The 14,808-nt window shown below is 69.6% G+C and carries 11 protein-coding genes; 9 read left to right on the top strand and 2 right to left on the bottom strand.

Going from position 1 to position 14,808, the window contains the following annotated elements; translation table 11 throughout:
* The coding region (locus tag ABD378_RS26590; protein ID WP_344524546.1) for a hypothetical protein at nt 1-316 on the bottom strand (316 nt) is incomplete at its 3' end.
* A 636-nt stretch (nt 317-952) separates the two neighbouring features.
* Here ABD378_RS26590 and ABD378_RS26595 point away from each other — a divergent pair.
* From ABD378_RS26595 to ABD378_RS26620, 6 genes are all read left to right on the top strand, one after another.
* Nucleotides 953-2,434 carry a xanthine dehydrogenase small subunit gene (locus tag ABD378_RS26595; RefSeq protein WP_344524631.1) on the top strand — a complete coding sequence of 494 codons (1,482 nt, stop codon included), beginning with the start codon at nt 953-955 and terminating at the stop codon, nt 2,432-2,434.
* Nucleotides 2,431-4,875, top strand: a complete 2,445-nt coding sequence (gene xdhB, locus ABD378_RS26600; RefSeq protein ID WP_344524548.1) for a xanthine dehydrogenase molybdopterin binding subunit — start codon at nt 2,431-2,433, stop codon at nt 4,873-4,875. The genes ABD378_RS26595 and xdhB overlap by 4 nt, the downstream gene beginning before the upstream one ends.
* A 1-nt stretch (nt 4,876) precedes the next feature.
* Nucleotides 4,877-5,686 carry a xanthine dehydrogenase accessory protein XdhC gene (gene xdhC, locus ABD378_RS26605; protein WP_344524550.1) on the top strand — a complete coding sequence of 270 codons (810 nt, stop codon included), beginning with the start codon at nt 4,877-4,879 and terminating at the stop codon, nt 5,684-5,686.
* 129 nt (nt 5,687-5,815) lie between these two features.
* On the top strand, nt 5,816-8,920 hold the full coding sequence (locus ABD378_RS26610; RefSeq protein WP_344524552.1) for an AfsR/SARP family transcriptional regulator: 3,105 nt from the start codon (nt 5,816-5,818) through the stop codon (nt 8,918-8,920).
* 122 nt (nt 8,921-9,042) lie between these two features.
* Nucleotides 9,043-9,762 carry a CHAP domain-containing protein gene (locus ABD378_RS26615; protein ID WP_344524554.1) on the top strand — a complete coding sequence of 240 codons (720 nt, stop codon included), beginning with the start codon at nt 9,043-9,045 and terminating at the stop codon, nt 9,760-9,762.
* 128 nt (nt 9,763-9,890) lie between these two features.
* Nucleotides 9,891-10,865, top strand: a complete 975-nt coding sequence (locus ABD378_RS26620) for an ArsR/SmtB family transcription factor (RefSeq protein ID WP_344524556.1) — start codon at nt 9,891-9,893, stop codon at nt 10,863-10,865.
* Nucleotides 10,866-10,908: 43 nt separating this feature from the next.
* Here ABD378_RS26620 and ABD378_RS26625 read toward each other — a convergent pair whose 3' ends face one another.
* Nucleotides 10,909-11,742 (bottom strand): helix-turn-helix transcriptional regulator, encoded by an 834-nt coding sequence (locus tag ABD378_RS26625; RefSeq protein ID WP_344524558.1) that lies wholly within the window; start codon nt 11,740-11,742, stop codon nt 10,909-10,911.
* Between the two features lie 117 nt (nt 11,743-11,859).
* Here ABD378_RS26625 and ABD378_RS26630 point away from each other — a divergent pair, with 117 nt between their 5' ends.
* From ABD378_RS26630 to ABD378_RS26640, 3 genes are all read left to right on the top strand, one after another.
* Nucleotides 11,860-12,924, top strand: coding sequence for an aldo/keto reductase (locus ABD378_RS26630; RefSeq protein ID WP_344524560.1), 1,065 nt, complete (start codon nt 11,860-11,862; stop codon nt 12,922-12,924).
* A gap of 274 nt (nt 12,925-13,198) precedes the next feature.
* Nucleotides 13,199-13,846 carry a hypothetical protein gene (locus tag ABD378_RS26635; protein ID WP_344524562.1) on the top strand — a complete coding sequence of 216 codons (648 nt, stop codon included), beginning with the start codon at nt 13,199-13,201 and terminating at the stop codon, nt 13,844-13,846.
* Between the two features lie 15 nt (nt 13,847-13,861).
* Nucleotides 13,862-14,728: a transporter substrate-binding domain-containing protein gene (locus ABD378_RS26640; RefSeq protein WP_344524564.1), complete on the top strand. Its 867-nt coding sequence runs from the start codon at nt 13,862-13,864 to the stop codon at nt 14,726-14,728.
* The last annotated feature ends 80 nt before the right edge of the window (nt 14,729-14,808 follow it).

Raw genomic sequence — 14,808 nt, forward strand, 5'->3', positions numbered from 1 at the left:
TGCGCATGGCGCCGCTGGGCTTCTTGGAAGCCGGGGAGGTCGGGTTCATGACCGTGTCGCCGCAGATGCGCTGGGCCTCCGAAGCAAGGGAGTTGGCATTCTGCTCGGCTTCGTCGACCTGCTGCTTGAGCGAGGTGTCGCCGCCCTCGTACTGCTTCTTGGCCGCCTCGTAGTCCTCCTCGGCCTCGACGGCCTGCGACTGGGCCTCTTCACACTTGCTCGGCGCCATCGGTGCGGCCTGCGCGGCGGTCGGTGCAGTGAACAGCAGGGCAGTGCCGGCCAGGACGGTGCCGGTGGCTATCTTCAGCGAACGCATCAGGGTTCCTCCAACGGGTAGCGGCTGCGGCACACGGCATGCCGGAACGAACCGCCTCCCCGAAAACAACCCCTGAACGTTCGCCACCGCACGGCCGCATGTGCCCACCCCCGCCGCGACGACTGCCCCGCAGCTTGTAGCAGTACTGGTCACACCCAGTGCGGTGGTTCATTGGAGTGAAGCCACTGTGGGTGCTCCGAACGAGAACGCCGCGAGACGGAAAAGACGGTGCGCGAACCGTGCCGGAGCCGGGCACGTGCGGCCGGTGCCTTGACCGCTGTTGCCCCAGCCATTAGTTTTCGGTAGCCGTCGACCTCGTCGACCCATGACCGCCGAGAGGAGGCGACCAGCGGATGTACACCAGCTCTGATCTCGGTCGCCTCGCCCAGTGCACCTTCTGGGTGCCGGGTCGGATCGCGCACGGCGCCTGAGTTCGCCGATCTGATGTGCCCGTTCGCGGCACATCCCGGGTTCCCCCTCATCACCTTCCGGCACGTCACTGTCGCGTGCTGTCTCGCGCCCGAATCTCCTCACGTGGCGCCTCTGAACACAGAAAGCTGCCTGAAAATTGGCGAATATCGCGAACATGGCGAACATGATGAATCGACCGACAGCGCACCGAAACGAAGGTCTGTCATGACAGCGGCGCGGATCACGGTCAACGGGAAAGAAACACCGATCTCACCGGCTGCGCCCCACACCACCACGCTGGACTTTCTGCGTGAGCGTGGCCTCACCGGCACCAAGGAGGGCTGCGCCGAGGGTGAATGCGGCGCCTGTTCGGTCCTGGTGGCCCGTCCCGGGGTGAACAAGCCCACCGACTGGGTGGCGGTCAACGCCTGCCTGGTCCCGGCCGCGGCCCTCGACGGTCAGGAGATCATCACCTCCGAAGGTCTCGCCACCGCAGGTGAACCCGGCACGCCGCCCACCTTGCACCCGGTGCAGGAGGAGATGGCGGTGCGCGGCGGTTCGCAATGCGGTTACTGCACGCCGGGATTCATCTGCAGCATGGCCGCCGAGTACTACCGACCCGACCGCTGCGCGCACGTGGACTCAGACTCGGACGCGGACTCGGCCGACAGCACCGACTCCGAGCACGGTCCGAACGGTTTCGATCTGCACGCACTGAGCGGAAACCTGTGCCGCTGCACCGGTTACCGCCCGATTCGCGATGCCGCGTTCGCCGTCGGCACGCCCACCGACGAGGACCTGCTTGCGCAGCGTCGCGAGCAGTCCCCGCCCGCACCGGTTGCCACCGAATACACCCAGGACGACAGGGCGTTCCTGCGACCGAGCACCCTGGCGGAAGTGCTGCGGCAGCTGCGCGAGCGGCCCGACGCCGTGGTGGTCGCCGGCTCCACCGACTACGGCGTCGAGGTCAACATCCGTTCCCGCAGGGCGGATTGCGTGGTAGCCGTCGACCGGCTGCCCGAACTGCGGGGGCTGCGAGTCGAAGCCGACCACATCGAGATCGGGGCGGCCCTGACGCTCACCGAGATCGAGCGCCGACTCGACGGCGACGTCCCGCTGCTGGCGGAACTGTTCCCGCAGTTCGCATCCCGGCTCATCCGCAACAGTGCGACCCTCGGCGGCAATCTGGGTACCGGTTCGCCCATCGGTGACAGCCCGCCGGTGCTGCTCGCGCTGGACGCGTCGGTGCTCCTCGCCGACGCCGACGGTGAGCGCGAGGTCCCCCTGGCCGACTACTTCACCGGCTACCGGCAGAGCGTGCGCCGTCCCGGCGAGCTGATCCGCGCGGTGCGCATACCGCTGCCGCTGTCGCCGGTCGTGGCCTTCCACAAGATCGCCAAGCGGCGCTTCGACGACATCTCCAGCGTGGCGGTCGCTCTCGCGCTCGACATCGAGGACGGGATCGTACGCAAGGCGCGCATCGGCCTGGGCGGCGTGGCCGCCACCCCGATCCGCTCCCTCGCCACCGAGGCGGCCCTGGAGGGCAAGCCGTGGACGGCGGAGACCGTCGAGGCCGCGGCCAGGGAGCTGCGGGGCGAGGGCACGCCGATGAGCGATCATCGCGCCAGCGCCCTCTACCGTTCCGCGATGCTGGGCCAGAGCCTGCGGAAGCTGTACGCGCAAACCACTGAGGCGGTGTCGTCATGAGTCATTTGTCCGAGCGCCCCGAGAAGCCTGTCGTCGGTGTTCCGATGCCGCACGAGAGTGCCGCCCTGCACGTCACCGGCACCGCGCTCTACACCGATGACCTGGTGTACCGCACCAAGGACGTGCTGCACGCCTACCCGGTCCAGGTCATGAAGGCCCACGGCCGGATCACCGCGCTGCGCACCGAGCCCGCGCTCGCCGTGCCCGGTGTGGTCCGCGTCCTGACCGGTGCCGACGTGCCCGGCGTCAACGACGCCGGGATGAAGCACGACGAACCGCTGTTCCCCGACGAGGTCATGTTCCACGGCCACGCGGTCGCATGGGTGCTCGGCGAGACCCTGGAGGCGGCCCGGCTCGGTGCGGCGGCCGTCGAGGTGGAACTCGACGAACTGCCCTCCCTGGTCACGCTGCAGGACGCGATCGAGCAGGAGAGCTTCCACGGCGCCCGTCCCCTGATGGTGACCGGTGACGTCCACTCCGGCTTCGCCGACTCCGCGCACGTGTTCACCGGCGAGTTCCAGTTCTCCGACCAGGAGCACTTCTACCTGGAGACACACGCCGCGCTCGCTCTCATCGACGAGAACGAGCAGGTGTTCATCCAGAGCAGCAGCCAGCATCCATCGGAGACCCAGGAGATCGTCGCGCACGTGCTCGGCCTGCACAGTCACGAGGTGACCGTGCAGTGTCTGCGGATGGGCGGCGGCTTCGGCGGCAAGGAGATGCAGCCGCACGGGTTCGCGGCCGTCGCCGCGCTCGGCGCCAAGCTCACCGGCCGCCCGGTCCGGCTCCGGCTGAACCGCACGCAGGACCTGACCATGTCCGGCAAGCGGCACGGGTTCAACGCCACGTGGAAGATCGGCTTCGACGCCGACGGCCGCATCCGGGCCCTGGACGCCACCCTGACCGCGGACGGCGGCTGGAGCCTGGACCTCTCCGAGCCGGTCCTCGCCCGTGCGCTGTGCCACATCGACAACACGTACTGGATCCCCAACGCGCACATCGCCGGTCGCATCGCGAAGACCCACAAGGTCTCCAACACCGCCTTCCGCGGCTTCGGAGGACCGCAGGGCATGCTCGTCATCGAGGACATCCTGGGCCGGTGCGCGCCGCAACTCGGCCTGGACCCGATGGAGTTGCGGGAGCGCAACTTCTACCAGCAGGGGCAGACGACGCCGTACGGCCAGCCGGTCACCCAGTCCGAGCGGATCTCCGCCGTCTGGGAGAAGGTCAAGGAGAACGGCGGCGTCGCCGACCGCAGGCGCGAGATCGCCGCGTTCAACGCGGCGCACCCGCACACCAAACGGGCCCTAGCGCTCACCGGCGTCAAGTTCGGCATCTCGTTCAACCTCACCGCCTTCAACCAGGGTGGCGCGCTGGTGCTGATCTACAAGGACGGCTCGGTCCTGATCAACCACGGCGGCACCGAGATGGGCCAGGGCCTGCACACCAAGATGCTCCAGGTGGCAGCGACCACGCTGGGCATCCCGCTGCAGAAGGTCCGGCTGGCCCCGACACGGACCGACAAGGTGCCCAACACCTCGGCCACCGCCGCCAGTTCCGGCGCGGACCTCAACGGCGGAGCGGTGAAGAACGCGTGCGAGCAGCTGCGCGAGCGGCTGCTGCAGGTGGCAGGCACCCAGTTGGGGGCGAACGCCTCGGACGTACGCATCGTCGATGGCGTTGCGCGCACCCTTGGCAGCGACAAGGAGCTGGCCTGGGACGACCTGGTGCGCACCGCGTACTTCCAGCGGGTTCAGCTGTCGGCGGCCGGTTTCTACCGGACCGAGGGGCTGCACTGGGACGCGAAGAGTTTCACGGGTTCGCCGTTCAAGTACTTCGCCATCGGCGCCGCCGCAGCCGAGGTGGAGGTGGACGGCTTCACCGGTGCGTACCGCATCCGACGGGTGGACATCGTGCACGATGTCGGCGACAGCCTTTCCCCGATGATCGACATCGGTCAGGTCGAGGGCGGTTTCGTGCAGGGCGCGGGCTGGCTGACACTCGAGGACATGCGCTGGGACGCCGGTGACGGACCGAACCGCGGTCGGCTGCTGACCCAGGCCGCGAGCACCTACAAGCTGCCGAGCTTTTCGGAGATGCCCGAGGAGTTCAACGTCACGCTGCTGGAGAACGCCACCGAAGAGGGCGCGGTGTACGGGTCCAAGGCGGTGGGTGAGCCTCCGCTGATGCTGGCGTTCTCCGTGCGAGAAGCCTTGCGGCAGGCCGCCGCCGCGTTCGGGCCGAGCGGGGTCGGCGTCGAGTTGGCCTCGCCCGCGACGCCGGAGGCGGTGTATTGGGCGATCCAGGCGGCTCGCCAGGACGATGTCTCCCAAGACGGTCACGCCACCGACGGTCACGCCCCCGACGACGGCCACGCCGGAAACGGACACGCCGCGATCGGCGAGGTCCGAACCGACGTAACAGCGTTGAACGGTGCCTGACATGACGTGGGTCGCCGCGGTCGCACGGTTGCGCGCACGCCGGGAGCCCGGGGTGCTGGTGACCGTCGCGACCGTGCGCGGCCATGCCCCGCGCGACGCCGGTGCGAAACTCGTCGTGGGGCCGACCGAGGCATGGGGCTCCATCGGGGGCGGCAACATCGAGGCCGTCGCGATCGACCGGGCCCGGGAGATGATCGCCGCGTCCAAGCCGGAGCCGGAGCTGATCGATTTCGCCCTGAACGACAAGGCGAGCAACCAGCATGGCGTGCAGTGCTGCGGCGGCACTGTCTCGGTGCTGCTCGAACCGCTGGCGGTGGCACAGGCCGTCGCGATCTTCGGCGTCGGTCACGTAGGGCTGGAACTGGCGCGCATCCTGGCACGTCAGGACCTCGAACTCCACCTGACCGACAGCCGTTCGGACATGCTCACCAAGCAGCGGCTCGATGTGCTGGCGGACGCGGTGGGCCAGGTGCACCTGCATCACACGCCGCTGCTGCCCGAGGAGGTGCTGGAAGAGTTGCCGCGCGGCACCCACGTCCTGATCATGACCCACGATCACGCCGAGGACGCCGCGCTGTGCGACGCCGCCCTGCGCACAACCCACCTCGGCTCCATCGGGCTGATCGGGTCGGCGGCCAAGTGGGCGCGGTTCCGCAAACGCCTCGCCACCGAGGGCGGTCACGACCAGGCCACCATCGACCGGATCAAGACCCCCATCGGTCTCGCGGACATCACCGGCAAGGAACCCGCGACCATTGCCGTGAGCGTGGCCGCCGATTTGCTGCGCACTTTCGAGACCGAGGGGAACTGACTCTCCCACCGGGGGCCGAAACTCGACGCCACGACGTGCGGCTCCCCTCAACTCGTCGCTCTGACAGGGAGGTTAGGGGACAATGAGGTCTGTGTGAGTCGGTTTCGGTGACGCCTCGGGGGACAGACCATGGCATTGGAATACCGTTTACTCGGGCCGGTCGAAGCGCTGTGGGAAGGCCGGCCCCTGCGGGTGGGCGGGCCCAAGCCCCGTGCCTTGCTGGCCGCGCTGCTGCTGCGCGCCGGGCACGTCGTGCCTGCCGGAGTGCTGGTGGACGTCGTATGGGGCGATGATCCGCCGGAGACGGCCCGGGCGCTGGTCCAGACGTATGTCTCGGCCTTGCGGCGGGCCCTGCCGGAAGCGCGTCGGGGAGCGATCGAGACACGGGCGCCGGGGTATGTGATCCGGCCCGACGCCGGGGCCGTGGACCTCGGGCGGTTCGAGGAGATGGCCGCGGCCGGCCGGCAGGCTGCCGCGCAGGGGGACCACTCCGGCGCAGCCCGGTTGCTGCGTGACGCCCTCATGCTGTGGCGCGGTTCCGCGCTGGGCGGCGTCGGCGAGGTGTTGCGGAGCGAGGCGGTACGGCTCGAGGAGGCCCGGCAGGCCGTACTCGAAGAGCGCATCGCCGCCGAACTCGAATGCGGGGGGCGGGAGAACGAGCTGATCACCGAGCTCAAGGGCCTTGTCGGCGCCCACCCCACCAACGAGCGGCTGCGAGGGCAGCTCATGCTCGCCCTCTACCGGGTGGGGCGGCAGGCCGATGCCCTCGCGGGGTTCGAGGAGGGGCGTGCCGTACTCGCCGAGGAACTCGGCATCGATCCCGGGCCCGAGCTCCGCCGGCTGCATGGAGCGATCCTGAGGGCCGAGCCTGGGCTGCTGTGTGCCGAGGACGGTGCGGCGGCCACCGACGTCTCCGCGCCGCAGGTGCCCGCCACGCCACGGCCCGTGTGCCTGCTGCCTCCTGCCATCCGGGACTTCACCGGGCGGCAGGTCGAGATCGCCGAGGTCGTCGACGGGCTCACCGCACCCCGGGACGCGACCTCCGTCGTGGTGGTGTCAGGGACGGCCGGTGTCGGCAAGTCCGCCCTCGCCGTGAAGGCCGCCCACCTGGCCACGGACGCCTTCCCCGACGGGCAGCTGTACGCCGAACTGCAGGGCACCGGCTGCCCCTTGCCGCCCGGCGACGTCCTCGGAAGGCTGCTGCGCGCGCTGGGTGCGGCACCGCCTGAACATCCCGCTGAGCGTGCCGACCTCTTCCGCAGCCTCGTCGCGGGCCGCCGCCTCCTTCTGGTCCTCGACGACGCGGGCAGCGAGGCGCAGGTGCGGCCCCTGCTGCCGGGCAGCGCCGCCTGTGGTGTGCTTGTCACCTCGCGAGCCCGGCTCGGCGGCCTCGACGGGGCCCGGCGTACCGACCTGGCCGTCCTGGACGACGTACGCAGCCTTGAGCTGTTGGCCCAGGTCACCGGCGCCCAGGGCGCGACGGACGATCCCGCGGAGGATGCCGCGGCCCGGCGCATCGTCACCCTGTGCGGTGGTCTGCCGCTGGCCCTGCGGATCGCCGGGGCCCGGCTGACCACGCGCAGGCACTGGACTCCCCGCGTCCTCGCCGACCGCCTCGAGGACGAGCGGCGGCGCCTCGACGAGCTGGCTGTGGGCGATCTGGAGGTGCGGGCCAGTCTGGGGCTGAGCTACGAGTCGCTCGATCACGACGCCCGCACGGTGCTGCGCCGCTTGGCCGTCCTCGGCCCGTGCGACACGGCACCTTGGATGGTGGCGCTGCTCGTCGACGGGGCCGAGGACGATGTGGAGGAGGTGCTCGAGCGGCTCGTCGACGCACAGTTGCTGGACTGGACGGGGACCGACTCCGCGGGTCAGTCGCGCTATCGGGCCCACGATCTGGTGCGGGTGTACGCCGCGGAGCGGGCCGAGGCCGAGGACTCGGCAGAGGTACTCACGGCGGCGGTGGGACGGGCGCTCGCCGCCGGACTGCGCTTGGTGGAGCGGGTCGCGGAGGAGGCGCCCTCGGGGGTGATCGTGCTGCGGCCCTATCTCGGAGGGTCGGCGAGCGTCAATCGGTCCGCCGGCGGGGCCAACGCGGAGTGGGGCGGGGACAGCACGGGAGGCCGCGGACCGGCCGCCGATGTGGGGGCGGCGACCACGCGGCGGGCGCTCGCCGATCCGTACGCCTGGTTCGAGGCCGAGGCCGACACGCTCGCCACGGCAGTCGAGCGCGCGGTGGCCTTCGGGCTGCACACCCTCGCCTGTGCCGCCGCGACGGTGCTGTGCTCCTCGTCGTTCGCCGTCGGCAACCGTTTCGACGCCTGGTGGCGCAGCCACGACGCCGCTCTCGCCGCCGCCCGGCGTGCCGAGGACCGCGCAGGCGAGGCGCTGCTGCTCATCGGCCTGGGACAACTGCGGTTCGAACAGGACCGGTACGCCGAAGCCCAGAAGTACTTCCGGCAGGCCGAGCCCTTGTGTGCCGCCATAGGTGACCTGCACGGCCAGGCCGCCGCCCTGACGGGTCTCGGCGGCAACCTGCGTGAACTTGGCCGACTGGACGCCGCCGACGAGGCGTTGGACCGCGCGGTCGACGTATTCCAGTGCCTGGGCGACGACGCGGGCATCGGCCTCGCCTGCCGGCTCCGCGGCTCCGTACGCCTCGAACTCGGCGACCGCGACGGCGCGTCGGCACTCCTGGACGTGTCGCTGCGGGCCTACCGGAGCCTGGGCAGCCGGCGAGGTGAGGCGCTCACGCTGCGCACGCTGAGCCTTGTGCACCGGTCGCTCGGAGCATACGAGGAAGCCGAGCTGCACGCCGGGCGGGCGCTGGACATCCTCGCGGGTCTCGGTGATCCGCTGATGGCTGCGTACGCCGAACGGGCCCGTGCCAAGGCCCGGTTGAGACTGGGACGTACGGGGGAGGCGGAGGCGGAGCTGCTCGGCGCGCTCGACGTCTGCCGGGCCTACCGGGACCGTTTCGGCGAGGCGCTGACCCTGCGCACGCTCGGCGAGTGCGCCTTGGCCGACGGGCGGCACCACGAGGCGGAGAAGCGGCTCGCGGCCGCCGTGTGCCTGTGGGACGCGCTGGAGTTACGGCTGCCCCGGGCCCGCACGCTGCGCGATCTCGCATCGGCACGCGAGGTGCTGGGCGACGGCCAGGGGGCGGCGGCCCTGCGCACAGAGGCGATGGCCGTGTTCACGGAATGCGGCACGTTGGAGCGCGGCGAGCTGTAAGTCCCTGTGAGCCGTGTTGCTGAGGGCTTACAGACAAGCTGCAGAAGCCCCGGCGAACCTTGGTGGCGTCGGAGGGAAACAACCTCCGGCACAACGGGGAATCAACGGGGAAAGGACCACTGATGTCCAGCACGACCAACAGCACCACGGCCGACCCGGCACTCGACTCGGCCTCTCGGTCGACGAAGGCGTCGCTCTTCGGCCGCCCGGCGACCATGCTTCTGGTCACCGCCCTCGCCGGCGGCGCCGTCACCGCGGGGTCGCTGACCACGACCGCGTCGGCCGCACCGGCCTCCCTGCGCGCGAAGATCGTCAAGACGGCCACCATCGAGTTGAACAACCCGCAGCACAACCGCGAGAAGGGGAACAACTGCAACTTCTACAGCGGGTACTGGAAGCCCAGCGGCGACAACGTCTGCAGCACCTCGACCGGCGGCGTGAAGTGGCGCTCCAACAACTGGTGCGCCGATTTCGTCCGTTACGTCTGGAAGAAGTCCGGCGCCGAGACCAAGAAGACCGACCCGTGGGCGGGCTCCTTCTACCGGGCCGCCAAGGCCGGCACCGGCAAGTGGCACAAGCGCGGTTCCTACGTCCCCAAGCCCGGTGACGCGGTGCTCTACGACTGGGACGGCAGCAAGCCGAGTCTCGGCACCAACGGCTGGGACGTCGACCACGTCGGTGTCGTCGTCAAGTACCGCAAGAGCGGGAAGAAGCTGACGACCATCGAGGGGAACACCACGAAGACGTCGAGCGGCAGCGGCAAGGAAGGCGTCTTCAAGCGCACCCGGTACAACACCGAGCGCGGCGACGTCGTCGGCTACGTCTCGCCTGAAAGGCGATAACGCCCACCACCTGCCGGCAGGACCACCGCCGCCCGACGGGAGCGCCTCGGGGAGAGTGCCGCACCGGCCTCTCCCTGGGGCCTGGGTCGCCCGACGGACTGCGGCAAACAGCTGTGATCGGGGGACACATGCTGCGCATTCACTTCACCGCCTCGGACCTCGCCCGGACACGGGTGGCGAGCGCGCCGGCTCTGATGTGGGAAACCGTACTGAGCACCCACTGGCTCCGGGACGGCTGCGCAGGCCTCCTCGGCACGTGGTGGCGGGGGCGGGTGCGGCCGCACCTGCCGTCGCGGGCCCGGGCGCTGGCCGAACTGATCCCGGCGCAGGGCTACTTCCCGGACTTCCTCACACCGCACACCGTCAGTCTGTGCCCGGCCGATGCGGTGGAGCCCGTCCTCCTCACCCCCAAGAACGAGGTGCGGAAGGACATCGAACTCCTCGCCACCGGCCGCCCGTTGTCGCCGTGGGCCCGAGACCTGCGTCGAGGCCTTGCCCCGGCGCTCGCCCACCTCGACCAGTCCTTCCGTGACTATCAGAGAGTCGCGATCTCACCGTTCCTCAGCGGTATCTCGTCGCACACCGCGCGCGAACGAGCACGGGCCGGCCGGCTCCTCGCCTCCGGCGGGGTGGAGGCGCTGCTCCGCGACCTGTCCCCGTCCGCGCGGTGGCGCGGGCCGATCCTCGACATCGACTATCCGGTGGACCGCGACCTGCACCTGGAGGGACGCGGACTGCTCCTTGTGCCCTCCTACTTCTGCCGTTGCCACCCGGTGACACTGGTACGACAGGGGGAGGAGGTACCGGTCCTGGTGTATCCCCTCGGCCACGAACCGTGGGACACCGAGGGGGTGGACGACGCGAGCGACACCCTCGCCGACCTTGTGGGGTGCAGCCGTGCCGCGGTGCTCGAGGCCGCCGGCGAATGCCGCCAGAGCAACACGAGCCAACTCGCCCGCCGCGCAGGCCTGCTGCTGTCATCGGCCAGCGAGCACCTCACCGTGCTGCGTCGCGCCGGGCTGATCGTCAGCTCCCGCGAAGGCAACAGCGTGATGCACGAGGTCACCCCACTCGGTGCCGGTCTGCTCCACCGGCACGTGTGACCGCATGGTCACCCGCGCCGCCCCGTCACCGCGGGGTTCGACATCACCGTGTGCGCAACCGGTCCAATGCCGACTGGCTCTCATCGTCCACGGCGCGGTAGATGACCAACTGCTGGTCCGGGTCCTGAAGTGGCGTGAGCACTTCGAAATGCACTGCGATCACACCGACGTCAGGATGCCGCATCGCCTTGCGCCCGCGGCCGTTGACCTTGATGTCCCGCTCGGCCCACAATCGCGCGAACTCCTTGTCACGAACAGCGCATTCGGCGATGAGGTCGGTCAACGCCTGATCGTCCGGGTGCGCGGCCCACGCGGCGCGCAGGTGGGCGATCCCCTCCTGTACGACGCGTTCACGGTCGACATAGAACTCACGCATCTCCGGACGCATCAGGCACAGCCACATCGCATTGCGCTGCTGCGGCGGCAGGGTGTCGAAATCCAGTAGCAGCCTCGCCATTTCGCCGTTCCAGGCCAGGATGTCGTAGCGGTGGTTCATGAGCATGGCCGGCAGCGGCGACAGGTCCGCGACGAGCCGGGCCAGCGGCGGCGCCGGGGCGGTGGCGGGCTTGTCGGCGTTGCGGGGGCGCTGCCGGGCCAGGTTGAAGAGGTAGGCGCGTTCGTCGGGGGTCAGGCGCAGCGCCCGGGACAGCGCCTCCACCACGTTCGCCGAGGGCCGCAGTCCGCGGCCCTGTTCAAGGCGTACTACGTAGTCGATGCTGACCCCGGCCAGTTCGGCGACCTCTTCGCGGCGCAATCCCGGGGTCCGCCGGGCCTGCCGACGCGACGGCAAGCCGAAATCGTGCGGGTCCAGGCGTTCGCGCCGGGTCCGCAGGAACGCGGCCAGTTCCTGTGTCGTGTCCACGGTGCGGGTCGTCATGTGTGATCCAACAGCCAGGGTAGGACTCGTGTTCCCAGGAACTTCCTTCCCTTATCCCCGGCTCGCGGCGGTCACAGGCTTGTCTCCGGCAACGGATCACAAGCACAGGAGGACACGATGTCGCTCACCCTCGACACTTACCGGCTCCTTGGCCGCTCCGGGCTGCGGGTCTCACCGCTGGCCCTTGGCGCGGCGACCTTCGGCACGGAATGGGGCTGGGGCGCCGACCGGGACGAGGCGCGCAAGCTGTTCGACATCTACGTCGAGCGCGGCGGCAACTTCGTCGACACCGCAAGCACCTACACCAATGGCAGTTCCGAGCGCCTGCTGGGCGAATTCACCCGCGACAACCGCGAAAGCCTGGTGCTTGCGACGAAATACACGACGCTGCGCACGCCCGGCGATCCGAATTCCGGGGGCCCTCACCGCAAGAGCCTTTTCGCGTCGGTGGAGGCCAGTCTGCGACAGCTGAATACGGACTACATCGATCTGCTCTACCTGCACGTGTGGGATTTCACGACGCCCGTCGATGAGATCCTGCGCGGCATGGACGATCTGGTCCGGCAGGGCAAGGTCTTGTACGTGGCGATCTCCAACGCCCCGGCCTGGCAGGTGTCGCGCATGCAGACGATCGCCGACCTGCGCGGCTGGTCGCCACTGGTGGCGCTGCAGATCGAGTACAACCTGATCGAGCGCACCGGAGAACGTGACCTGATCCCCATGGCACGTGAGATGGGGCTGGGGGTAGTCCCGTGGTCACCGCTGGCCGGCGGGGTGCTCACCGGCAAGTACGGCCGCGACGACCTGACCGCGACGAACGTCGCTTCCGACGACGGCACCCGCAAGAGCGTCACCATCGCCAACGGCGTACTCACCGAACAGAACCTGGCCATCGTGGACGTCGTGAAGGAGGTCGCCACGGAGCTTGGCCGCACACCCGCCCAGGTCGGGCTTGCCTGGACCCTGCAGAACCCCGGCGTGACGGCACCGATCATCGGCGCCCGCACCCCCGCGCAGCTGGAGGACAACCTGGGCGCCCTGGAGGTCGACTTCTCCGCCTCCCAACTGGCCCGCCTGGACGAGGCCAGCGCTACCGGACTCGGCTTCCCGCACGACATGCTCACCCGCGACACGACCCGCAGGGTGACCCGCGGTGACCTGAAGATCGAAACCCGCCGCTGAAACCGATCGAACGCCGAGGGCGGCGCTGCCGCCGCCGGGCGGGAATCGGACATCCGGGGGTGAATGCTCTTGGCGGAAAGGGCTGTTGGGCGAGCCGGTGACTCGTATGCTACGCAGCGTGACCGACAACTCGCCGGAGCCTCCGGGTACTTCGGAACCGCCACCGGGTACTTCGGAACCGCCACCGGGCACGGGCACTCCGGACGACGCGCCTCCTGATCCGGCGCCACCCCGTCGACGGGCCCCACGCCGGCTGGTGCGCGCCGCGACGCGCGTGAGGCGGCACCTGGAGGACAACACGACGCTCCTCGCGCTGGCCTTCCTGGTCAACCTGATCGTCATCTTCGGCACCGGCGCCGTCTGGTACGCGGAGGGCGGCGCCATCACCCTGGTGGGCGGGGTCGTCGGAGCGCTCCTGCTGCTGAGCGGAAGCATGCTGCCGCTCATCAAGGGTCGTGGCCAGGACGGCGTGGAGAAGCCGCTGTGGCCGCCGCTGATGCTGCTGGTGGTGCCGGTGGCGGTGCTGGCGGTCGCTCTGCCCGCCTGGATCGTGACGGAGATCCGGGCCGCGCGCCCCGTGGACCTGACGCACGACTTCGAACTCGACCCCCCGGGCCCGTTCGAGCAGGGCATGACGGTGACCGCGTCGGCGCACACCGACCAACCCAAGTCCCGTCTCTTCATCACGTTCGCCGCGTCCGAGTACGACCCGGCCGGCCCCGTCTGCGTCCCCTCCAGCAAGCTCAGCGTGACGCTCCGCTCGGGCCCGGAGCACGACGGCCCGCAGTCGGGGCGCCCCGGCCAGGAGTTCACCTTCGATCTCGGCCGGAACCACAAGGACATCCGCCTCGCCGTCCGGATGACGGCGGAACCCAACTGCGCGCTCGACCTGTCGGTCGCGTCGGCGCGCGTGGACGACTGACGACTGAGGACGACTATGGCGCAGACACACACGACACGGGCCGGGCTCGCGCTGGCGGCCGCCATGGCCCTCGTCGCGGCGTCGGGCTGCGGCGGCGACGGCGATGACGACAAGAAGTCCATCCTTCCCAAGACCGTTCACATCGCGACCGCGTCCGACCAGCCCGGCTTCAACCTGTTCGCCGGCCACAACCACCGCGGCTTCGACATGGACATCGCCTTCTACCTGGGCGAGGAGTTGGGCTTCACGCCGAAGTTCCAGGATGTGACGCATGCCGAGCGCGAGCGTGAACTCCAGGAAGAGGCCGCCCAGATGGTGATCTCCACGTACTCGATCACGCCGGAGCGCGAGAAGAAGATCGACTTCGTCGGCCCGTACCTGATGACCTCGCAGGGCTTCCTCGTACGCAAGGACTACGACGGCATCAAGAAGGAGAAGGACATCGGTGGCAAGACCCTGTGCACCGTCGAGGGCACGACGCCCTCCCGGGTCGGGATGCCGCGCCACACCGTCATGAACCAGGCTCCCGACTACTCGACCTGCGTGTCCAAGCTCCAAGAGGGCAGTGTGGACGCGGTGTTCAGCGACGAGGCACTCCTCTATGGCTACGTGGAACAGCGGAAGAACGGCAAGGTGCCGCTGAAGGTGGTCCCGAACGTGAACATGGGGCTCATCAACCGCTACGGAATCGGAATTCCCAAGGGCTACCCGGACGACTGCCGACGGATCCTCAAGGCCTTGCGGAAGTACGTCGTCGAGGAGTGGTCCAGCGACATCAAGGCACAGTTGCCCGCCCTCGTCGACACATACCCCGGGGACTGGGAGAACCGCTTCAAGCCAGATCCGGAAGACCTGAACACGTACTCTTCCTGCCGGGCCTGACGCGCCACCGGCGATGAGAGCCGCAGGGTCCGTTTCCGCCCGGAGGCCTGAGCAGGGCGACGACGCCGGTCGGCACGGCC

It is taken from the genome of Streptomyces rectiviolaceus, from assembly GCF_039533825.1.
Taxonomy (GTDB): Bacteria; Actinomycetota; Actinomycetes; order Streptomycetales; family Streptomycetaceae; genus Streptomyces; species Streptomyces rectiviolaceus.